General features: G+C 66.4%; 19 protein-coding genes and 4 pseudogenes. 11 read left to right on the top strand and 12 right to left on the bottom strand.

Annotated elements, in window-relative coordinates; genetic code table 11:
* Positions 1-126 precede the first annotated feature (126 nt).
* The 4 genes from M5I08_RS02795 to M5I08_RS02810 are packed head-to-tail and all read left to right on the top strand — an operon-like array spanning position 127 to position 4158.
* On the top strand, positions 127-1242 hold the full coding sequence (locus M5I08_RS02795) for a glycosyltransferase (protein WP_249763081.1): 1116 nt from the start codon (positions 127-129) through the stop codon (positions 1240-1242).
* A complete protein-coding gene (locus M5I08_RS02800) occupies positions 1239-2261 on the top strand; it encodes a glycosyltransferase (protein ID WP_249763082.1) in 1023 nt (340 codons plus the stop codon). The genes M5I08_RS02795 and M5I08_RS02800 overlap by 4 nt, the downstream gene beginning before the upstream one ends.
* Entirely contained in the window at positions 2258-3766 is a 1509-nt protein-coding gene (locus tag M5I08_RS02805) for a glycoside hydrolase family 130 protein (protein ID WP_370328564.1), read from the top strand. Before M5I08_RS02800 ends, M5I08_RS02805 begins: the two co-directional genes overlap by 4 nt.
* Positions 3767-3771: 5 nt before the next feature.
* Complete coding sequence (locus M5I08_RS02810) at positions 3772-4158, top strand: hypothetical protein (protein WP_249763084.1); 387 nt, start codon at positions 3772-3774, stop codon at positions 4156-4158.
* Between the two features lie 126 nt (positions 4159-4284).
* Here the strand turns inward: M5I08_RS02810 and M5I08_RS02815 are convergent, their stop codons facing one another.
* Entirely contained in the window at positions 4285-5430 is a 1146-nt protein-coding gene (locus M5I08_RS02815) for a DUF6880 family protein (RefSeq protein WP_219068358.1), read from the bottom strand.
* Between the two features lie 157 nt (positions 5431-5587).
* The gene (locus tag M5I08_RS02820) at positions 5588-6172 is read right to left on the bottom strand and encodes a hypothetical protein (RefSeq protein WP_219068357.1); all 585 of its coding nucleotides are present in this window, start codon (positions 6170-6172) and stop codon (positions 5588-5590) included.
* A 181-nt stretch (positions 6173-6353) separates the two neighbouring features.
* Here M5I08_RS02820 and M5I08_RS26485 point away from each other — a divergent pair.
* Together M5I08_RS26485 and M5I08_RS02825 are read left to right on the top strand one after the other, a co-directional pair.
* Positions 6354-6740: pseudogene (locus M5I08_RS26485) on the top strand (recombinase family protein); the annotation flags it as partial.
* Between the two features lie 85 nt (positions 6741-6825).
* Complete coding sequence (locus M5I08_RS02825; RefSeq protein WP_219068356.1) at positions 6826-6975, top strand: helix-turn-helix domain-containing protein; 150 nt, start codon at positions 6826-6828, stop codon at positions 6973-6975.
* On the opposite strand, the gene M5I08_RS02830 is transcribed toward M5I08_RS02825, so the two are convergent.
* The 4 genes from M5I08_RS02830 to M5I08_RS02845 all read right to left on the bottom strand — a co-directional run bounded on the left by M5I08_RS02830 (position 6939) and on the right by M5I08_RS02845 (position 10466).
* On the bottom strand, positions 6939-8060 hold the full coding sequence (locus tag M5I08_RS02830) for a Tn3 family transposase (RefSeq protein ID WP_219068355.1): 1122 nt from the start codon (positions 8058-8060) through the stop codon (positions 6939-6941). The two genes, M5I08_RS02825 and M5I08_RS02830, sit on opposite strands and share 37 nt — an antisense overlap.
* A complete protein-coding gene (locus M5I08_RS02835) occupies positions 8017-9405 on the bottom strand; it encodes a serine hydrolase domain-containing protein (protein ID WP_219068363.1) in 1389 nt (462 codons plus the stop codon). Before M5I08_RS02835 ends, M5I08_RS02830 begins: the two co-directional genes overlap by 44 nt.
* 468 nt (positions 9406-9873) lie before the next feature.
* Positions 9874-10272 (bottom strand): type II toxin-antitoxin system VapC family toxin, encoded by a 399-nt coding sequence (gene vapC / locus M5I08_RS02840; RefSeq protein WP_219068354.1) that lies wholly within the window; start codon positions 10270-10272, stop codon positions 9874-9876.
* Complete coding sequence (locus M5I08_RS02845) at positions 10269-10466, bottom strand: type II toxin-antitoxin system VapB family antitoxin (RefSeq protein ID WP_219068353.1); 198 nt, start codon at positions 10464-10466, stop codon at positions 10269-10271. Before M5I08_RS02845 ends, vapC begins: the two co-directional genes overlap by 4 nt.
* Positions 10467-10590: 124 nt before the next feature.
* Between M5I08_RS02845 and M5I08_RS02850 the strand changes: the two genes are divergently transcribed.
* A complete protein-coding gene (locus tag M5I08_RS02850) occupies positions 10591-10752 on the top strand; it encodes a hypothetical protein (protein WP_249763085.1) in 162 nt (53 codons plus the stop codon).
* Between the two features lie 78 nt (positions 10753-10830).
* Positions 10831-11745, top strand: a complete 915-nt coding sequence (locus M5I08_RS02855; RefSeq protein WP_249763086.1) for a serine hydrolase domain-containing protein — start codon at positions 10831-10833, stop codon at positions 11743-11745.
* On the opposite strand, the gene murQ is transcribed toward M5I08_RS02855, so the two are convergent.
* On the bottom strand, positions 11732-12634 hold the full coding sequence (murQ, locus tag M5I08_RS26490; protein WP_307728236.1) for an N-acetylmuramic acid 6-phosphate etherase: 903 nt from the start codon (positions 12632-12634) through the stop codon (positions 11732-11734). The genes M5I08_RS02855 and murQ overlap by 14 nt on opposite strands.
* 147 nt (positions 12635-12781) lie before the next feature.
* A pseudogene (locus M5I08_RS26495) lies at positions 12782-13453 on the bottom strand (BadF/BadG/BcrA/BcrD ATPase family protein); the annotation flags it as partial.
* 285 nt (positions 13454-13738) lie between these two features.
* On the opposite strand from M5I08_RS26495, the gene M5I08_RS27240 reads away from it, so the two are divergent.
* Entirely contained in the window at positions 13739-14077 is a 339-nt protein-coding gene (locus M5I08_RS27240; RefSeq protein ID WP_373368818.1) for a FitA-like ribbon-helix-helix domain-containing protein, read from the top strand.
* Positions 14078-14125: 48 nt separating this feature from the next.
* Positions 14126-14437, top strand: a pseudogene (locus tag M5I08_RS02865) (FIST N-terminal domain-containing protein); the annotation flags it as partial.
* 461 nt (positions 14438-14898) lie between these two features.
* On the opposite strand, the gene M5I08_RS02870 reads toward M5I08_RS02865, so the two are convergent.
* The 4 genes and pseudogenes from M5I08_RS02870 to M5I08_RS02885 form a co-directional block, all read right to left on the bottom strand.
* Positions 14899-15831, bottom strand: a complete 933-nt coding sequence (locus M5I08_RS02870; RefSeq protein WP_219068350.1) for an alpha/beta fold hydrolase — start codon at positions 15829-15831, stop codon at positions 14899-14901.
* Positions 15832-15896: 65 nt separating this feature from the next.
* Positions 15897-16697, bottom strand: a complete 801-nt coding sequence (locus M5I08_RS02875) for a class I SAM-dependent methyltransferase (protein WP_219068349.1) — start codon at positions 16695-16697, stop codon at positions 15897-15899.
* Between the two features lie 136 nt (positions 16698-16833).
* Entirely contained in the window at positions 16834-20082 is a 3249-nt protein-coding gene (locus tag M5I08_RS02880; protein ID WP_219068348.1) for a DEAD/DEAH box helicase, read from the bottom strand.
* Positions 20083-20183: 101 nt separating this feature from the next.
* Positions 20184-20249 (bottom strand): annotated as a pseudogene (locus M5I08_RS02885) (hypothetical protein); the annotation flags it as partial.
* Positions 20250-20400: 151 nt separating this feature from the next.
* On the opposite strand from M5I08_RS02885, the gene M5I08_RS02890 reads away from it, so the two are divergent.
* Positions 20401-21219 carry a DEAD/DEAH box helicase gene (locus M5I08_RS02890; RefSeq protein ID WP_219068346.1) on the top strand — a complete coding sequence of 273 codons (819 nt, stop codon included), beginning with the start codon at positions 20401-20403 and terminating at the stop codon, positions 21217-21219.
* The last annotated feature ends 27 nt before the right edge of the window (positions 21220-21246 follow it).

A 21246-nucleotide genomic window follows, 5' to 3' on the forward strand; every position in this document is an offset into this window, starting at 1 on the left:
GCTGATCTGCCCGAGCATCCGCTCACGCCGGACACATCGTTTTACCGTTCAGTCGGGATAATTTTGAATGCTCCATCGTTGTTTCAGCCGTTGATTGCTCCCTTTGGGATGCAACACTTCTCGTACATGCCGAGCTTTGGCATCCTCAGCACCTACTCGCCGACACCATGCGGTCTGGCGACCTTTAGCGCGGCACTGACAGTCGGGCTAACAGCCAGAGGCGCCGACGTCAACGTCGTGCGCATCGCCGACGGTGGCGTCTCCGAGGAGCCGAACGTCGCCGGCGAGCTCGTCAACGGCTCGGCTTCGTCCGTAGAGGCAACCTCCGAGCTCCTTAACCAGAGCGACGTCGCCGTCATCCAGCACGAGTACGGCATTTATGGCGGTCCTGACGGAGACGAAGTCGTCCAGATCATGGCCGGATTGCGCGTCCCGTCGATTGTCGTCGTCCACACGGTGCTCAAACATCCGACACCACACCAACGTTCGGTGCTCGAATCGGTGATGGCATTGGCCGATCAAGTGGTTGTGATGTCGGAGGTGGCCCGCCGACGCCTAGGCGCAGGCTTCGCCGTCGACCGCCACAAGGTCACCACCATCCCGCACGGCGCGGCACTCCCCAGCACCAACGGCGTGCAGCATCCCGACCGGCCGACCATCTTGACCTGGGGCCTCCTGGGACCGGGCAAGGGCATCGAGCGGGTCATCGACGCCATGGCTTCGCTCAAGAATCTGCCCAACCCGCCGCGGTACATCATCGCCGGCCGCACTCACCCCAAAGTCCTCGTTGCGCAGGGGGAAAGGTATCGCGAAGCACTTGTCGCGCAAGCGAAACGCCTCGGCGTCGCCGAGGCGGTGTTGTTCGACGCCGTGTACCGCACCCCGGAAGCGCTCAGCGCTCTCATCCAGACGGCTACCGTCGTCGTCCTGCCCTATGACTCGAAGGACCAGGTCACCTCCGGTGTGCTGGTCGACTCCCTCGCGACTGGCCGCCCGATCGTCGCGACCGCTTTCCCCCACGCGGTCGAGCTTCTCGGCAGCGGAGCGGGCACCGTCGTTGCTCACGACGATCCCGACGCACTGGTCGCAGCGCTGCGCCAGGTGTTGACCGATCCGCACCTCGCCGACTCCATGGCCACCGAAGCCCGCGGGCTGGCCCCGACGATTGCCTGGCCCGTCGTCGTCAACGCCTACGTCGGCGTGGCGCAACGGCTGTTGATCACTCAATCGGCACCGGCGTGAGCGGTGCCGCGCCCAATCCGGTGTTCGCGCACCTGTTGCGAATGACGGACCATCGCGCCACCTTCGAGCACGCCTGCATGACCGTGCCACGCCGTGAGCACGGGTACTGCACCGACGACATGGCCAGGGTGCTCGTCGTCACCACCCGCGAGCCCGACGCACCGGGTGCCGTGAAGGGCCTTGCCGGCAAGGCCCTGCGGTTCTTGAACGACGCCCAGTCCTACAACGGCGCCTGCCGCAACCGGATGGACCCCGCCGGACATTGGACCGACCAGCCCACCACGGACGACCACTGGGGCCGCTGCATCTGGGGGCTCGGCACCGCCGCCGCCCGCAGCGGCGTCAGTCTGGTGCGCCGACTCGCCGTGATTCAGTTCGAGCGCGCCGCGAAGGCCAGGTCGCCGTGGCCGCGGGCGATGGCGTTCGCCGCCGTCGGCGCCGCCGAACTCCTCACCTTCGAGCCCGGCAATTCCGCTGCGATGCGACTCCTCGCCGACTACTCCGTCACCGTCGCGAGACCCAAGACCAAGTCCGACTGGCCATGGCCCGAGCCAAGGCTCACCTACGCGAATGCGATTCTTCCTGAGGCGATGATCGCTGCCGGCGTCGCGCTGGATGACCCGGACCTGAAACAGCGTGGCCTGGATCTGCTGGAGTGGCTGCTCGATTACGACACGATTGACGGCCACCTGTCGCCAACCCCGGTGGGCGGCCGGGGACGGCAGGACAGCCGGCCCGCCTTCGATCAACAGCCGATCGAGGTGGCCACCCTCGCCGACGCCTGCGCACGCGCCGCAGCCGCCGATCCGCGGGCGCTCTGGCCGGATGGGATCCGGTCGTGCGCCGCCTGGTTCCAGGGCGCCAACGACTCCGGGTTGCTCATGTGGGACACGGAGACCGGTGGTGGTTTCGACGGGTTGCTCGCCGAGTGCGTCAACCTCAACCAGGGCGCGGAATCGACCCTTGCGGTGATCTCCACCCTGCAACACGCGCAGCGCTTTTCGCTAGTCTCACAATGACTTTGATGCGCACCGGGCTTGTCACCCGCGACCCTCAGCGGGTCGCGGCCAATTTGGCGCGGGTGATCACCCAGCTCTTCGTGCCCGGCCAGGAGGGCTTCGAGCCTCAGGAGTCTCGAGCGGGAGTGGTGCTAAAGCGCATCCTCGCCCTGACCGACGACGACGTTCGGTCGTCCCTGGACGACGTCATCATCCGCTTCGACGGACGGCACCGTGACCTCCTGGGCACGTTCCGTCGGCACGCCCACGAGCTCGCCGACCGTCTGGATCCCGACATCCGCCTCAGCGACGCGCGAATACTGTTGCTGGGAGCGGCCTTTACCAGGGAGTACGCCATCGAGGGGGCGGCGCTGTGCAACCCCAGCATTGTGGCCCACCCAGACCAGACAGATGTGGCGGCAGGCAGCCTGCGATTCGTGATGAGCGTGCGGGGGATCGGGGAAGGACACCGCTCGTCCATCGGGTTCCGCACCGGAGTCGTCGACGCCGGGGGCCGGGCCACGATCGATGAGCCGGCCCGCCTGGCCGCCACCGGAAGCGTGTCGGGCGCGCCGCTCGAGGCCGCGGTGTTCCGCGGCGAACTCGACCGCATCGGCGATGCCGGCGAGGCCGCGGACTACGTCTTACATACGCTCGGCGACCGCTTCACGCGATCCGACCTCGACGCGCGACTCGACAACCTCCGGGCCCACCTAAGCACTCGCACACACGGGGAGCGCACGGCCGCCCTGATCCGCGCGATCGCCGTGCGGTCCTATGCCATCGAATTCCCCAGCGACGTATCGATTTCCGAGCGCGTGCTGTGGCCGTCGATGCAGGCCGAGCAGGCCGGCATGGAGGACGCCCGATTCGTCCGGTTCGTCGACGACGACGGCTCGGTCACCTACTACGCCACCTACACGGCCTACAGCGGATCCCACATCAGCCAACAACTGCTCAAGACCAAGGACTTCCAGTCTTTCACCTCCGGCCCGCTCGTTGGGAAGGCCGCGGCCAACAAAGGTTTGGCCTTGTTCCCCCGACGAATACACGGTCGCTACGCCGCCATGTCGCGATCGGACCGCGAGACCAACACCATCGCCTTCGCCAACCATCTGGCGGTCTGGACGAGCGCCTCGCCCTGCCAGCAGCCGGCCGAGGCATGGGAAGCGCTGCAACTCGGAAATTGCGGCCCGCCAATCGAAACCGACGCAGGGTGGCTGGTGCTCACCCACGGCGTCGGACCCATGCGCACGTACAGCATCGGCGCGATTCTGCTTGACCTCGACGATCCGACCCGGGTGCTCGGCCAGCTGCGACGCCCGCTGCTCAGCCCCGCCCGCGACGAACAGAACGGCTACGTGCCCAACGTCGTCTACTCCTGCGGCGCGCTCGTCCACGCCGACACCCTGGTGATCCCCTACGGGATCAACGACGGCGCCATCGGCATCGCCACCGTGCCACTTCCGCAGCTGCTGGCCATGATCGTTCAGCAAACCAGATCGCCCGAGATGAGGTCACGATGAGCACGATGAGAAGGTCCCGCGACAGAACCCATAATCCGCTCGGCCAGTACGTCCTGCACATGGGTGCGGGATTCGTCGCCAAAGAACGTGCGCACGTGCTGGAGGCATTGGCTACGCTCGAGACGCATCTGGGCCGGTGGGACCCGTATGACGTCAGCCTGGAAGTCTCGTTGCAGGACCGCGGCCGCAAGGAGCAGCGGGTCACGTTGCGCACGACCCTACCTGGTCTCGCGCCGCTCGTGGCCGTCGCCGACAACCGCGACATCACCCGCGCCCTTCACGAAGCCAAGCATGAGTTGATCCGGCAGCTCGAACACCAGAAGTCGGCGCGCGAACCCATGCACAATCGCAAGCTCGGGCACAACACGATCCGCCAGCCGGGCTGCAGGTAAGCGGGTAATTTGTCTGGTCAAGGGAGGGCTTCGAGTGCTCTTAGCCCCACCGGAATAACCGCTGGGAGAGAATCGGACCGGAAACGTACACTAACGGGTCCAACGTTCAAAACCGGGTCGGTCTGGTCAGGGCAGTCCGGCGCGGTCGAATTCCTGTTGGAGCCGTGGTCTGCGGCGGTGGGTATCGCGTAATTCGGCGATCAGCGTGTCAACCGCTTCTGCGTGGTCGCTGCCGGCTGCCAGTCGCCGCATCTTCGCCAGCCGTCGCGCCGCGAAGCGATAGTTCTGGGCGTTGGTCGCCACCAGTTCGCTTTCCACGAGACGTTGCAGAACGGGAAGGACGGCTAGTGGGTCAATCTTCTCGTAGGCCTTGACCAGTTCGCTCCATGTCGGGTCGTCGGTGAGGGCGAGTGAGTGCGCGAGATCCCAGGCGAACTCAACATCTCGGAGGGTGCGCAGGGCGAACATCACGGCATCACGGGGACGCGACGCGAGTGTGGTCATGACTTCTGCTTGATAGCCGCCAGGCCAAGAGGCGGTGCCGGCTGCGGCGTGCAGATGTGCCGCCGTTGTGGCCGACGGCCAACGACGGAAGACCAGCAAGCGAGCGGGCAGTGACTCGTGGGGCCGGTGTTCATCGAGGAGTGCACACCAGTAGTCGGCGGCGCGGCGGGATTGGTGGCCATCGTCGAAGTCGGTGGCTTGTTTGGCCCAATCGATGGCTAGGTCGGTCTGCCCGATCTCTTGGAATGCTTCGGCGGTGTCCTGCAGCCAGGCGGCGACGCGTCGGTCCCGGGCATGTGTGGCGATGATCGCGTCGATATCCCGGTCGAGCACGGCCAGCCTGCGGGCGTTCCACTCAAGGGTGAACCACTCATGTGAGTGCCCCGATGTCCAGCGATCGGCTTGGCTGGGATGCTGGCCCAGGCCGGCCTCGATCTGCGTCAATCGTGCCCGGTAGGTGACTATCCCGGCCTCGCCCAGCGCGGGGGCGTAGGCCACTGGATCGAGGGTGAAATAGTCGACATCGCCGTCGAATTGGAACGTCATCATCCAGTTGATGAGTTTGGCCGCTGGAACGTTCGCGGCGGCGGCGACTTTGGGATGCAGTTCCAGAAGCCGCCGGCAGGCGTCGCCGATGATGCCGCTGGAGTCATCGGCGCGGGAGATGACTTTGATCGCGCTGCCCAATGCTTTGTGGGTCACCGAGTACGCCTCGGCTGGATCAGCCGTCGGCACCGCGGCATCGAGGATGTCCACAGCGTCGTGCATCCGTCGTCCGTGGTCGTTGGCTGTGGCCCATCGGTGGAGATCGGTCCTGGTACGAATCAGTGGCAGGACCCTGTCGGCGAGCCCGCTCACCGGCGGTCCCGAGGCGCACCATGTCGCCTGTCGCTCGCTGATCGTGAGGTGTCGTCCGGCACTGCGATCACGTCACCAGCGGCCTCTGAGCGGCGATGCTGAGGGCGTCGAAAGCGGCGTCGAGGCGACGCTGCCGGCGCCGGTTGGGTTCGTGGTTGGCTTCGGCGGCAACGAATCCGATCAGTTCTTCCAGATCGTCATCGCTGGCGTGCAGAGCGGCCCCGTTGGGGTGTGCACGCATGCTGAACACCAGCCGTTGGCAGTCGGGGTCCAGCAAGAGCAGCTCGCGCAGCGCCGCCGCGACCTCAGTGTCGAGGACGATCTCGCGGATCGCATCGACGGCGGTGAGCCGGCGGCGGCGAAGGTCGTAGGGCGAGTTTTCCCAGTTGCTGATGACGCCCTCGTCGGGGCAGTTGCTGCACCACCACCGGATCGACGCCGGCGGGTCGTGGCGCACGAGGCTGATCCGGCCCGAGCAGGGTCGGCGCCCGGGTCGGCGCCGGCACGGCAGCGCGCTGGTCCACTGCTCATCGACACGCTGACCGGCGGTGGCCGCTCGCACGATGTCGGCGAAGTGCTGCGCGAGGCGACGCGCGGGAGCCGGCACGTCGTCGGACAGGTTTAGGAAATGGTTGAGGTCACTGACCAGCATTTGCCCAGGACTGTACCGACCGGGCTGGCCCTTATGCGAGACCGCGACGTGCGTCCCGAATATGGTCGTATCCGGGACGACCCGGATACGATCCGTTTGCCCTGGTCACGGTGTCCCATAATCCGTCTCGGAGCCAGCTCCGGCGATTGAGTTCCAGGACGGATACAGGGACGATCCAGGTATGGGCGTCTCGCACACCAACACCGTCCGAATCGGCTACTGCCGGATCAGCACCACGAGCCAGGATCATCAGCTGCAGCTCGACGCGCTCGCGGGCGCGGACTGCCGTGAGGTGATCGTGGAGACCGCGAGCACTCGGGGGGAGCGTCCGAAGCTGCGTGCCGGGGTGAAGACGCTGAAGGCGGGCGACACGCTGGTGATCTACAAGCCCGATCGAGTGGCCCGCTCGATGAAGGAGCACCTGGTCTTCCTCGAGGACGAGCTGCACGCGCGCGGGATCAACCCGCAGACCCTCACCGGCATTTGCGCGGGTCTGCACAGACCCGATGCGTCGAGCATCGCCGACAAGATGCTGTTCCTGGTCGCGGCGATGGCTGCGGAGATGGAACGTGACCTGGTCCGGGAGCGCACCCTGGACGGTTTGGCCGCAGCGCTGGCTCAGGGCCGAAAGGGCGGACGTCCTCCTGCGGTCGATGACGACACCCCTGGCGATCGCGATCGCCCGACGTGCCCGCGGCGAATCGGTCACCGCCATCGCCGAGCATCTGCGTGTCGGCCGGTCCACGCTCTACCGGGCGCTGGAACCTCACGATGCGCAGGCTCCCGCACCGCCCGGCTCCTGAACCTTCACCGGTTCTGGCGGGAGTCCGTCGTCGTCGTCTTCGTCGTCGGGTGCGCCGGGGTCACGCAGCGGCCTCCTGCCCGCTCCCAGTTCGGGCCGGTGGAACGAATACCGTCCATGGACGTTGAGGTGTTTGCTGATAAACGGGCTCAACCGGGCGACGTCCTCGTCGCGTACCAGATAGCCCTGCGCGCGAAGCTGATTCAATGCGTCGTCTATGTAGACCGTGCTCCACAGCACCAGGCAGTTCAACACGATCCCGAGCGCCCCGAGCTGGTCCTCCATCCCCGCGTAATACCGTTGGAACACTTGGCTTTTGCGGCCGTGGAACACCTTCTCCGCCAGGGCGTGCCTTCCTTCCTGCAGGTTGCGGATCCCTTTGATGTCGCGACGCATGTCCTCATCGTCGATCACGGTCAGGATGTGGAGGCTTTTGAAGATCCGCCCGTAGGTGTTGATCGCTTCACCCAAAGCGGTGGGGTGCCCGTCGCGTTGCAGCATCCGCACCACGTCGTAGGCGGTGACCGCGCCGGTGTAGATCGAGGCGACCAGCCGCACGATGTCGGGCCACCATTTACGGACCTTCCCCAAATCCAGCTTTCCCCGCGCCGCGTGGTTGAGCGCCCCGTAATCGGCGTCGGCGTCGGTGCGCCACAGCTTCTGGTCCGGCAGATCGGCCAGCGCGGGCCGGTATTCCTTGCCCAACAAATGCGTGAGACCGAACACCAGATCGCTGTAAGACCCGGTATCGGTCACGATCACATCGGCACGGCGGCCCTCACCGCTGCCGAAGATGACATCCAACGCGTGCAGGCAGTCCCGGTCGGTGCCCGACACGATCTTCGCGCCGATCCCGAAGGCCTGATCGTTGATCATGTTCAGCCACGTTATTCCTCGTTTCGGTCCAAAATATTTTCTGTTCGGTCGGGCGTAGGCACTGGGTACCGGCACGACGAACCGCATCCCGTCGATCGCGGCGACCATCCCGCCGCCCAGCGCCTGCGCGAACCCGATCCCGGCCTGACGGGCGACCAAGTGCGTGTTACCGGCTGCGTGGTGCTCCGCCCGCAAATAGGTGTGATCCACATACCCGATCCGGTGCCGCTCCAACGCCGTAACACCCTAAGGCTTGCGCTGCGGCCGTCGCCACGTCACCGCGCAGCTTCGAGATCGGTGGGCTGCCCTGCAGATGGATCGAGTTCGCGAGCAGGATCACGTAGGTATCTGAGCGTGGGTCCATCCACATCGAGGTTCCGGTGAATCCGGTGGCGCCGAAGCTACCGATGGGAAAAATCAGGCCTCGAGGCTTGGAAAACTCGGTGTCGATATCCCAGCCAAAGCCGAACAGCTGCTGTCCCTCGATCGCCGGATAGTTCGGAGCGAGCAGCGGATCAGTTGTGTTGGGTGTCTTTGCGATGGCTTCGCGGGCGGCATCGTTGGCTGCTTCGACTTGCCCAGCCGCATGTCCGGGCTGCTCGGGAGTTGTCATCAACTCCAGAGTCGCTTGCTTGAGCGGAAACTTGCTCGGGCGTCCGGCAAGCCGATCGAGCAGGGCTTGCGCACAGGTGCTGACGTCGCCCGCCGTCGAGAACACACCGGCATGCCCGGCCACTCCCCCCATGCGGCGCGCCGTCGGGTCATGCACGGTGCCTCGAAGTAGGTATCCGAAATCGGGATTCTTGCTCGGATCGGCGTTGCTTTGGTCGTCGATTGCGGTTGGGGCGATGCGCGGCAACAGACTGGTGCTCCAGGTGTCTGCAGGACAGGCGACCAGCTCGCTTGGCTGCGGGGCCCAGGCGATCGCAGCTCCTCTGATCGTGTGTGGGCCACATGCTTTGACCGGCGGAAGGTAGCGGGTTTCCGTCATGCCAAGCGGTGCAAAGACATTCTGCAGAACGTAAACGTCTTCAGGCTCGCCGGTCAGTTTCTCGATCAGTGCGCCAAGCAAGATGTAGTTGATGTCGGAGTAGCGGAAAACCTCACCGGGAGCTGACTGCAGCGGCGTGGTAAGCGCGCGATGGATGCCTTCTGCTTTATCGGGCGGGCCTAATCCCCAAGGATCGCGCAGGTTTACGTCTATCCCTTCGCCGGAGGTCTGGGTCAGCAACATGCGAAGCGTGACTTGTGTCCGCCGTGGATCATTGGCCGGGTTGAAGTCAGGCAAATACGTCTGCACGGGATCGTCGAATTGGACTTTGCCTTGTTCATAGAGCTGCATGATGGCAGTCGCGGTTGCGAGGCACTTTGTCAACGACGCGATGTCGAAGATCGTGTCTTCGGTCATCGGCTCCGCAGGGGCGGGCGATCCGTCGAGTCCCGGCTCGCCGGCAAGCTTGCGCGAGCCGTAAGCCCGGTGAAACACGATCCTGCCACCATGCCCGATCACCACCACGCCGCCCGGCAGCCGCTGTTGGGCGATCGCATCGTTCATCAGCTTTGACACCGTCGCGAATTCGGTTGTAGGAGCCGGGCCGGGCTGCCTGCCACTTGCTGCTGTGTGTGCTGCGTATCTGGCCGAGGCCGCCGCAACGAGTATCAGGACGGCGCTTCCAATGGTAAGGGCCGTTCGCGCGCATGCCTTGCTGGCCAGGCCTTCTAGACCGGTCCGGGATGGATGGGAGCCGTTGTGCGTGATTACCAGCTTATTGTGCAGATCGGTGGCGTCGCCGGATTCGACCGCCTCGTCCTCGATCTCCTCGATGACGGGGCGCCCACCCTCACGACGGCCCAGCAGGCTGAGCACCGCATCGGCAAACGGGAGCTGCACGTGGATCAGTCTCGTCGCAACCGCGACGGCGTGTCACGCGAGGGTGCGCGTCGGAGTAGCGGTTTCCACGGACTCGGCGCCGCCGAGGCGCGCGCAGTCCACCAGGCAAGATCGACCGCTACTGAGTCGGCATCAGGACGACCAGATCCGAAGCGGCGTGCAGGTGGCGAGGCGGTCAAAGTCTTGGTCCGCGTGAAGCAATGGGGCGCCGGTATGTACGCAAGGGGCGGCGATCAAACAGTCAAGCGTCTTCCGGATGGTCACGCCAGCACGTCGCGCCATGCGGTACAGCTTGGCCGCGAGGACGAAATCATCAAGACCCTCCAGACGAAGGATCGGGAAGGCGCGCAGATGCCGTTCGACGAGCGCCGCCTCGCGATCTGAACGCAGCCCCTGCAGAACCTCGGTCAGGATGACGTCGGTGAGCGCGATGGGTTCCCCCGACTCGAGCAGCTGTACGCAACGCTGCGCCTGCGGGGTTGGGTTGTCGTTCAAGACGTCGATCCAGACGCTGGTGTCGACGACGATCACGACCGGCCGCGACGGCTCTCGGCCAGCTCACCGTCCCAGTGCACCTTTCCGCGCAGTTCGAGGACGCCGATCTGACGATGCCGCGCTACGAGTTCTCGAAGCGCCAGGTTCACGGTGTCGCGCTTCGTTCGGGTGCCGAGCAGGCGCTGGGCTTCACGCAAGACATCGTCATCAATGTCGATGTTCGTCCGCATACACATAAACTTACACCATCGATTGTGTGACAACCGGTTAAAACCAGCAAGTATGACTTATATGTAGTATAATGGCCGGACGTCCGAAGTCCCGGTGCGCGAGTTGAACCAAAATACCGCTGGCGTGCTCGCCCGAGTCAAACGTGGCGAGCAGACCGACGCGATCCATTTTGCGACCCGGGGCGCAGTGTTCGGCACCCAGTTGACCGCGTTCGTCTGCTATGACGAACGCCTCCTCGCCGCTGCAGCGGCCGTCGGCCTGCCGACCGCTGCTCCGGGCCGCTGAGAGTCACAGATGGTGAAATCGAAAGTCGACGCGTTGATGCGCAACTACGCAGGCGACGTGCCGGGCGGGGCCGTACTCGTGCTGCGCGACGGTCAGCCGATCGTGCGGGCAGGCTACGGCCTCGCGGACCTGGAAACGGGCACACCCGCCACGCCTGAGACGAACTACCGGCTCGCATCGGTGACGAAACAGTTCACTGCCGCGAGCGTCCTGCTGCTGGCCGAGGACGGCCGCCTCAAACTCGATGACCGCGTGCGCACGTGGCTGCCGTCGCTGCCGAATGCCGCCCAGACGGTGACGATTCGCCACCTGCTCACGCACACGTCCGGGCTCATCGACTACGAGGACGTGATCCGCGAAGCCTTCCCTGTGCAGTTGCACGACGCGGATGTGCTGCGGCTGCTGGAAACCCAGCATCGCAGCTACTTCCACCCTGGCACCGACTATCGGTACAGCAACAGCGCCTACGGGTTGCTGGCATTGATCGTGCAACGGGCATCGGGGAAGACCTTCGCGACGTTCCTGCGTGAACGCATCTTCCAACCGCTCGCCATGAAAAACACCGTGGCGTACGAGGACGGTATCTCGACGGTGAACAACCGGGCGTTCGGCTACACGCAAGAGGCGGGCCGGTGGAGACGCACCGACCAGGACCAGACCAGTGCGGTGCTCGGCGACGGCGGAATCTATTCGTCCATCGACGATCTCGCGAAATGGGATGCCGCGTTGTACGACGGGCGGCTGCTGCGGCCGGGCTCGTTGCGGGCAGCGTTCACGCCCGCGACGCACACCGACGACCCCGACATCGGGTGCGGCTACGGCTGGCGCATCACCGGCGAGACGCTGTGGCACTCCGGCGAATCGGTGGGTTTCCGCAACGTGATCGTGCGCTACCCGAAGCGCCGGCTGACAGTGATCGTGCTGACCAACCGCAACGAACCCGAGCCGTACCCGCTCGCGCTGGAAATCGCCGAGACGGTTATCGGCTCTTGAGCGCGTCGCGCACGCGTCCGCGCGCCCGGTCGAGCCGGACAGCGGCCTCGGCCGCGTCGATACCCGCGAGCAGCGCGACGATCGCGGTCTTGGCGTGACCGCCCGCCGAGGCGAGCGCCTCGGCAGCGGCCTCCTCGTCGACGCCGGCTGCGTCGCGGACGATGCGCACCGCGCGGCGGCGCAGCTTCGCGCTGGTTGGGCGCACGTCGACCATCCGCGGCCCGTAGGCCTTGCCGAGCGCGATCATCGCGCTCGTCGAGAGCGCGTTGAGCACGACCTTCTGGGCCGTGCCCGCAGTCAGCCGCGTGGAGCCGGCGAGAATCTCTGGGCCGGTGAGCAATTCGATCACGACGTCTGCCGTCGCCTCGCTGCCTGGGTTGTGGACGATCGCGACGGTCAGGGCGCCCACCGCGCGCGCGTGCTCAAGCGCTCCGAGCACGTACGGGGTGCGGCCCGACGCCGTGATCCCGACGAGCGCGTCGGCGGCGGTCAGGTCGGCGAGGTCGGCGGGGTCGAACACGTCCTCCGCGCCCTCGATCGCCTCGGTGAGCGCAGCCGGCCCGCCGGCGATCACGCCGCGCACGAGGTCGGTGCCGAACGTGGGCCCGCACTCGGCCGCGTCGAGCACGCCGAGCCGCCCGGGCGTTCCGGCGCCGGCGTAGATCAGCCGGCCGCCACGCTCCAGACGCGCGGCGATCGCCTCAGCCGCCGCCGCGATCCGCGGGACCGCCGCCGCCACCGCGCCGTGCGCCTCGCCCTCGGCTTTGACCAGTAAGGCGACGATTTCGCCGATGGGCCACCTGTCGAGATCGTCGAGACCGGGCCTTGCGGCCTCGGTGGCGAGCGTGTCGAGTGCTTGTGGGGCAACGGCTTTGGGGGCTGCCTGCACGCGGATCACGTGCGGCTCGTGGATGGGCCCCAGCCGCAACGCGCCGTCGAGCGCGTCGCCGGCGGCGGCGACGAGGTCGAGTTGGCCGCGCAGCGCGTCGACCCCTTCCAAGATCGCCGCCAATCCGCCGACCATCGCCACCGGGCCCTCCCCGGCCGCGCGGGCCGTCGCGGCGAGCGCGTCGACGGCGGCGTTGACGATCGCCAACGCCGCGGCGTCATCCTTCGCGGCGAGGACATCGGGGGCGAAGGATGCGAGCGCGGCGGAGGTGCTGAGTTGCGCGGGCCAGGTCTTGGGCGCGCCGAAGCGGGCGCGGGCGGCATCGAGCAGTGTGGTGGACGGTCCGCGGCGGTCGTGGGCGCGCAGCGCCGCGCGCAGCCCGGCCGCACCGATCCACGCGCCGCCGCCCTCGTCGCCCAGCCACGGGCCCCAGCCGTCGACGGTCCGAAGCGCGCCGTCCGCGCCGATCGCTAGCGCCACGACGCCGGTGCCCGCGATCAGCACGATGCCGGGCTTGCCGTTCAGCGCACCCGCGTGCGCGATCACGGCGTCGCTGGTCACCGCGACGCGTTGTGCCCCGAGCGAGGCCAGCAGCGCCTCGCCCAGGGCGCGCGCCGCGTCCGGCGTTGCCAGCGCCCCGGCGGCGCCCACGATTACCTCGTCGACCGGTCCGAGTTCGCGTGCGACGCGAAGGATCGCCTGTTCGGCGGCCCGGATGCCGCCAGGCGCGGCGAGGCCCGGCGCGCCCGCCGCTTCGGCCCTGCGGCCAGCTGCTGCGGCCCGGCAGGACGTCTTGCCGAGATCGACGGCCAGAATCACCGCACGGATCCTTCCATGAGAGGCGGCCAGTGGCGTGGCCTGCGGGCTAAGTCACATCCGCCACACGGGCCTCTCGGAGAGCACGCATGCTTTGCGCCCGCCTCGGCGCGACAATTTGCGGCCACGCGTCGGGGGATCTTCAGTTGTCGCTACGAGGCGGGCATATCGTCATATCCCTGACTTTCTGTTACGTAACGGATTCCCAGTTAAGCAAAGCCCGACTGATCCCCCCTGGGCCGGTTACCCGTACTTGCATTCCGGCGCCCGCAGCGCCAACTTGGCGCCATGCCTAGGGTTCAGATCAAAGACGTTCCCGAAGCCACCCACCGCGTCCTGCGGGAGCGAGCGGCGCGCGCGCATCAGTCCCTACAGGAATACCTTCGCAGCCCTCTGATCGCCGACGCAGCTCAACCCACTTTGGATGAGGTTTTCGACCGCATCGCCGCACACCGTGGTGGCCGTGTGTCTTTCAAAGCTGCCGTCGATCACTTTCGGGCAGAACGTGATCGACGTCGATGCGAGCGTATTGGCTGTAGCGCTGGGCGGCGACGGCACAGACGGCGACCACGCGCGAGAACGGTTAGCCGGCGGCACGCTGGTCGCTCCAGAACTCGTCGACCTTGAGGTGGTCTCGGTGTGGCGCCGCCTATATTGCGCTGGCGGAGGTTCTGGGTGTCCAACGTGCCCAACGCACGCCAGGCCGCGGTGTAGGCTACCGCGCAAGCGTGCGACGAGCTCGCAGCTGACGCGCCGTCCCTGGCCGTGCTGCTTGGGTCGCGAGCACACAGCGACCAGGCTGCCGAGGCGCTCGACGCAGTGCAGGAGATGCTCGACCCGCCCGCGCTGATTGGGTGCGTGGCCCAGACGGTGGTGGCCGGTCGCCGCGAGATCGAGGACGAGCCCGCAGTTGCGGTGTGGCTGGCGTCCGGGCTGCCCGCCGAGGCATTCGGGCTGGACTTCGTCCGCACCAGCTCGGGTGGCCTGGCCGGTTTCTTCGCAGCCGGGGAGATAGGTCCGGTCGCCGGGCGAAACGCGTTGCATGCGTTTACCGCATCGATGGCGGTGTTTGTCGACGGCACAACATAACGAGTCAGGTGCTGTGCCTCGGCACGTCGGCCTTAATGAAACTGATACGGCGTGAACCTGAAAGCAATACCCTCGCCGACTGGCTCGACGCGCACACGCTGGCACCGTGGGTATCGTCGACGCTGATCGGGATTGAACTCCCCCGGGCCCTGCGCCGGATAGAGCATCGCTGCACGCCGAGGTTCCCTCGATCGTGGCTCGATTCGCCCACTACGAAATCGACTAGGCGGTCCGGGTCGCAAGGATCGTATCGAGCACAGTCTCGCCGCGTGATAGAAAGTCAGCGATGGCGACTGTGAAGGTGCTCGACGAGTTTGTTGAGCGCGAGTCGCTGAGGTAGCGACGAAAGCCTTTGCGGTTCAAAGGTATCCGCGTAGGTGCTCAAGCACTTCGTCGATTTTGGCGAAGCCGCCGAGGTGGCTCTCTGAGCGCACGGTGAGCTCGCCGTCCTGCAGGCGTGAGACAGCAGCGCGGACGCCGGCGATCGGGACGACGTGGTCGGACTCGCCATGCCACCACCGCACCGGCACCTTCACGTCGGCCAACCGGAAACCCCAGTCCCGCCCCAACAGCCGGGCATCGTCGACCATCGCCAGGCAGCGGCCCCGGAACGCGTTGACCATGTCGTCGACGAAGATCGCCTCGATTTCCGGGTCGTTGAGTACGCGTTGGTCGTCCTCGGGCCACATGCTGGCATAAACCCCGTAAGCGTAATGCGCGAACGGGATCAGCGGTGCCAGCAGCACGGTACTGAGGACCGCCAACGGCCGGCGCAATTGCGTGATGACGGGGTTGAACCGGCGGGCGACGTCGGTGACGCCACCGTCGGTGACCTCCGGACCGACCGCCGGAACGGTGCCGTCGAGAACGCCCACCGCGGCCACGCGATCCACCATCGGCGGCAGCGCGCCGCAGGCCAAGGCATATGCACCTCCCCCGGACAGGCCTACGACGCCGATCCGCTTCGCGTCGAGCGTGTCGGCCACGTGCCCCATGTCGGCGACCCAGTCGGTCACCGCGGAGTACCGGTGAGAATCGGAGAGCCCCGTACCTGGCCGCTCTACGACGATCACCCGCAGGCCGAGGTACTCCGCGGCACGCCGCCCCAGCACCGGGAATTGGCGCCGAGCGCCGAGTGTGCCGTGGAACCACAGCACCACCGCACCTGTTGGGTCACCGAATTCGGCGTAGCCAAGTCGACGACCGTCGTCCAAGTGGAAACGGCCTTCCGCGAGCGGCTTTTCGACGCGCGGTACTCGGGGCGGATGCCGCAGCGGGCTGCTGAATTTCATTGGACCGCAAAGTGTAGGCGAGCAAGCTGCGCGCATCGGGATCCTGATCGCCGTTTTCGCGTGATTCACCCGGGCTTTATCGCGGTGACTAGTCGGGCGGATACCCACGGCCCGCCGTACCACATGCGCCAGCCGACGCTGCGGCGCTGAACGTTGTGCCAGCCGCGGTCGCGGAGGTGGTCGGCGTGCTGGCGGGTCTCCCACAGGTCGACGATGGCGAGCCGACCGCCGGGACGCAGCACACGCATCGCCTCACAAAGGGCTCGGCGCCGTCCGTCGTGCGTCGGAATGTTATGGATGGCAAGGCTACTGACGACGACGTCGACGCTGTTGTCGTCGAACGGCAGCGCGGTCACGTCGGCGGTGTGCAGCTCGACGCGCTCGGCGACGTTCTCCAGTTTCGCATTGGCCAGGGTGGCCGACGCCGAGTTGTGGGTCTGGTCGGCCTGCCAGATGTCGACGCCGATCGCTCGCCCGCGCGGCAGCCGCTTGGCCGCGGCCAGCAGCACCGCTCCGCGGCCGCATCCCATATCGAGCACCGCCTCGTCGCCGCGCAGCTGCAGGTCGTCGAAGATTTGGTTCCAGACTTCGAACTTGCCGACTCTGGTGGCATGGATGTAGAGGGCTGCGCTTGCGACAATCCCGAGCGACGATGCGCCCGTCACTGCTGCCGTGCGCCGCTTGCCGCGAGCCAAGCTGATCCCGGACCCCACCGCCAAGGCGGCAGCGTACACCGCGATTCCGATCGCCTGTGCCCGCGCGGAGACTCTATGGAAGGATCCATCGATTCCGTAGTCGCCCTTGTGTTCTCGTACGGGTTTATCGATGGGCTTGAGCGGTCCGTCAGCGGGATACCGCGTTTCCATTGCGTCCTCTGCGTCCTCTCATCTGCCAGTCCCTGTCCATACTGCCACCGCACGGGTGCGGCCGGCAGGTGACGCTCGGGTCGCCGTCTTGCACTGATGCGCTGGGGAGCCAAAGCGATGCCGCTCGGTTGTGCGCTCAGGCGATCAGTCCGCGGATGTCGTCGGCGGTCAGCGCGGAGCCGAACGCGTCACCGTCGTCGATGACACTGGCGAACAGTTTGGCTTTGCGCGCGTTGAGGGCCATCACCTTGTCCTCGATGGTGTCGTGGGCAATGAGCCGGTACACCATGACGTTGCGGGTCTGGCCGATGCGGTGGGTGCGGTCGATGGCCTGGACCTCGGTGGCCGGATTCCACCACGGGTCGAGCAGAAAGCAGTAGTCGGCCTCGGTGAGGTTCAGCCCGAACCCACCGGCCTTGAGGCTGATCAGGAAAACCGGTGCGTCTCCGTCCTTGAACCGCTGGACCACCGTTGCACGGTTGCGGGTTCGCCCATCGAGATAGCAGTAATCGATTCCCTCGGCGTCGAGGCGATTGCGGACCCGGCCGAGGAAACGGGTGAACTGACTGAACACCAGCGCGCGGTGGCCACCGTCGACAACGTCGCGGAGCTGCTCGGCCAGCGCGTCGACTTTCGGGCTGGCCAGCGTGTCGTGTCCGGGGTCGACGAGACCGGGATGCAGCGCCATCTGTCGCAGCACGGTCAAAGACTTGAGGATCGTGAACCGGTTGCGCTGCATGTCGTCGAGCAGGCCGAGCACCTTCTGCCGCTCTCGTTGCAGTCGCTTGTTATACAGGGCGCGATGCCGCGGCGGCAGCTCGATGTCGAGGAGCTGTTCTTGCTTGGCCGGCAGGTCGGCGGCCACGAGCTCCTTGGTGCGGCGTTTGACCAATGGCTTGATGCGGCGCCGGAACAGTGCCAGACGCTCGTGGTCGCCGGTCTTTTCGATGGGCTTGGCGAAGAATTCGGCGAACTTCACCGGGTTGGGGAACAATCCGGGGGCGGTGATCGACAGCAGCGACCACAGCTCCATGAGGTTGTTCTCCATCGGTGTGCCGGTGATCGCCAGCTTGAACGGTGCGGCCAACCGGCGTGCGCACTGGTAGGTCTTGGCGTGATGGTTCTTCACGAATTGGGCTTCGTCCAGGATCAGCCCGGACCACGTTCGGGCCGCGTGGGCGTCGAAATCCAGCCGAAACAGCGTGTAGGAGGTGACCACGATGTCGGCGCCCGCCGCAAGCTGGTCGAGGTCGGCTCCGGCGCGGCGCAGCGTGTCGCACAGCGACACAACCGACAGCTCGGGTGCGAACCGCCTGGCCTCGGCGGCCCAGTTCGCCACCACACTGGCCGGGGCGACTACCAGAAATGGTGCCATGCCCGGATGCTGTTGGCGGACATGGCAGATCAATGCGAGCGACTGGACGGTCTTGCCCAGGCCCATGTCGTCGGCGAGGATCCCGCCGAGCCCGTGGCCGTGCAGGGTCGCCAGCCACGAGAACCCATCGACTTGGTACGGCCTCAGCGCAGCGCGCAGGCTGGTCGGCACCGCGGCCGGTTCCAGACCCTGCAGCGCCCGCAGCCCGTCGACCTGGCGCCGCCACTCGGCGGCCTGTCGGGTCACGACCCCAAGCTCGGCGAGTTCGTCGAACAACCCGACCTGGAATCTGCTGATCCGCGGTGGCCCCTCTTCGGCGTCGGTGAGCGCGCGGGCCTCTTCGATGAGCTGGCGCAGCTTCGCCAGCTCCGGCTTGTCCAGGGCGAAATAGGCGCCGTCGGCGAGCAGCAGGTGCGACTGCCCGGACGCGAGCGCGGTGAACACGCTGACGAATGGAACGTGTTTGCCTTCAAGGCTGATCGTGACACCCAGGTCGAACCAGTCCGTCTCGCCGGCCACCGCGTCCGTCGTCACCGCGATGACGAGCGAGCCGCCCGCCTCCCGGTAGTCCACCGGGTCGCCGATCACTTCCAGCGCGACATCGGGAAGCTCGGCGAGCAGCGGTTGAAGTTCGGTGGCGAATCGCATTGTCTCCAGGCCGGACAACCACGTTCCGGTGAGCGTGCCGTCGCCAGCCCGCAGCCCCAACTGCTCCAACGGCGCTTCGATGCTCAAGGCGAGCGCATTCTCCGCTCCCAGATCGCGGTATGCGACATACTCCGACGTGCCTACGGGAATGCGAAAATCAGAGTCGCCCAACCGGTATGCCCATTGCCAAGCCAACTCGAGCTGGTGCTCGGCCTGGTAGTGGGCTTCGAGGACCAGTGTCGGGCCGACGATTTCGGGCGGGGTGAACGACTCGTCCGACGACGTGATGGCCGCGATGTGGCGCAGCCTCGGGTAGTACTCCGCGGCGAAGCGCTGCGCCTGGTCCGCGGGTACGACCAGCGGCTTATCACCGAGTGCCATGCGCTGCAACGCCTCCGGCGCCGGTTTGTCCAGCCGGGCCAGCCGTAACCCGCCGTCGGCGTATACCACGCCATGACCCGACTTTCCAATGAACGCCACGGGCCGTGTTGCGGCGCCGTCGACCTGAAGCACGGGCTCCACGGTGAGATCGCCCGGGTCGTCGACCCTGACGTCCAGGCACAGCTGCGCCGCGGCATAGGCCGGCACCTCCTGCAGTGGCCGTGCCTGCACCAGCTGCACCCCGACCCGGCGCGCTTCGTCCAGCAGCGGCCACAGCTGCGGCGATTCAAATCGCAGCAGCGAGATCGTCTTCCCGTCGCCGTACCCATAACTCTGGTGCGAATAGCCGTAGTAGCCAATCGAATTCGAGCGCGACGCCCGGTAGGCCGCGTAGAACTCCTGCAGCAGGCGGAGCTGAGCGTCGGGATAGTCGCGGTGGCGCAGCATGGGTAGCTTGTCCCAGCTCAGATCTCCGGCCACCCAGCCGCCGCGCTTTCCGGGCCGCACCAGCCGCGCGTCGAGAATCGGCACCGGCCCGCTCATCGACGGGCTCAGCTCGATCGCCAGTGGTGTCCCGATGCGGCCATCCGTTGGAGCCGGCGGAAGAAGCGCATCCAGCGACTGCTGCCATGGCGGGGCGGCCGGCGGAGCCGGCATACTGGGGGCACGCATCTCGGTGGGCCCCGCGGCGGCGATGACGATTGCCGCGACATGCTTGCAGTCCGCGTGCACCGGGCAGCTACAGAACCCGCTGCCGAGTGCGTAGGTGTCGGCGTCTACCGGCAGAAGCTGCACCGTTGTTGTGTACGCGCGGCCTTGGCTACCGTCGACGGCGCCGAAAAGGCGGTGAAGCTTCGGATCCCAGACGCAGCTCCGCACCCGGCCCTGCCGCGCATAGGTCACGCCGCGGCGCCAGGTATCGGCGTCAAGGACGTCGAACGTGCTGCCCAGGTCGATCGACGGATACATCAGCGACTGCATGCCCGCACTATAACGACCGGGTCTGACAAGAGCGCCTAACCACGCCGGGTAAGAGGCGGAAATGGTGCAGATGAGGTTTGGGACCCTGCTGTGACCGACGGCAGCGCCTTGCGCAGGCGATCCTCGTCGAGCCCGCACACCACCCGGAAGAACTGCTCGCGGTTCATTCGGTTCGCCGTCACGGGAGCGATTATCTCCGATGGAGCCGCGTGGGGCGGTAAGGCGATCAGCTCCCGGCGGCATCCACCGAGGTCTGTCGGTCTCCCCGGTTAAGCTCGCCGTCGTCAATCACGGTTCACCGCGAAAGGCAGTAAAGCGTTGACCACGGGTTTCGAGGATGCTGCGCTGGCGGTCCTCCGGCGGGCGCTGGGCCCTTCAGCGCGGTTCCGCGAGGGCCAGCTTGAAGCTATCGAGGCGTTGGTTGCACAGCGCAGTCGCCTTCTGGTCGTGCAACGCACCGGTTGGGGCGAGAGCGCGGTCTACTTCGTCGCCACCCGCATGCTGCGGGACAGGGGTGCGGGGACCACAATCATCGTCTCGCCGCTGTTGGCGCTCATGCGCGACCAGATCGAGGCGGCGTCCCGGTTGCGCCTGCACGCGGGAACGATCAACAGCAGCAACAAGGACGATTGGGAACAAACCGAAGAGGATCTGCTCGGCGGGAAGGTCGATCTCCTGCTGGTGTCCCCGGAACGATTCAACAACGCCGACTTCAGAGACCGGCTCCTCGAGCCGCTCACTCGCAACGCCGGCCTTCTGGTGATCGACGAGGCGCACTGCATCAGCGACTGGGGTCACGATTTCCGCCCGGACTACCGCCGTCTTGTCCGAGTGCTCGAGCGCATGCCGTCGGGAGTACCTGTGCTCTGCACGACGGCAACCGCCAATGACCGTGTGGTCGAAGATATCCGCCACCAACTCGGCGCCGAACTCAAGGTCATCCGCGGCGGCCTCGATCGCGAGAGCTTGTCACTGTCTGCCGTCAGGATCCCCACAGTCGTAGAGCGGCTGGCGTGGCTCGCTCAGTGGATCCCGCGCCTGAGCGGTTCGGGCATCGTCTACTGCCTCACCGTCGCTGACACAGTCCGATGCCAGCGCCTGCGGCCGGTGCGACAACTGCACGGGCTATCGCCATGACGGAAAGGCGGGTCCGAACCTGATAGC

The organism is Candidatus Mycobacterium methanotrophicum (genome assembly GCF_023515995.1).
Lineage (GTDB): Bacteria > Actinomycetota > Actinomycetes > Mycobacteriales > Mycobacteriaceae > Mycobacterium > Mycobacterium methanotrophicum.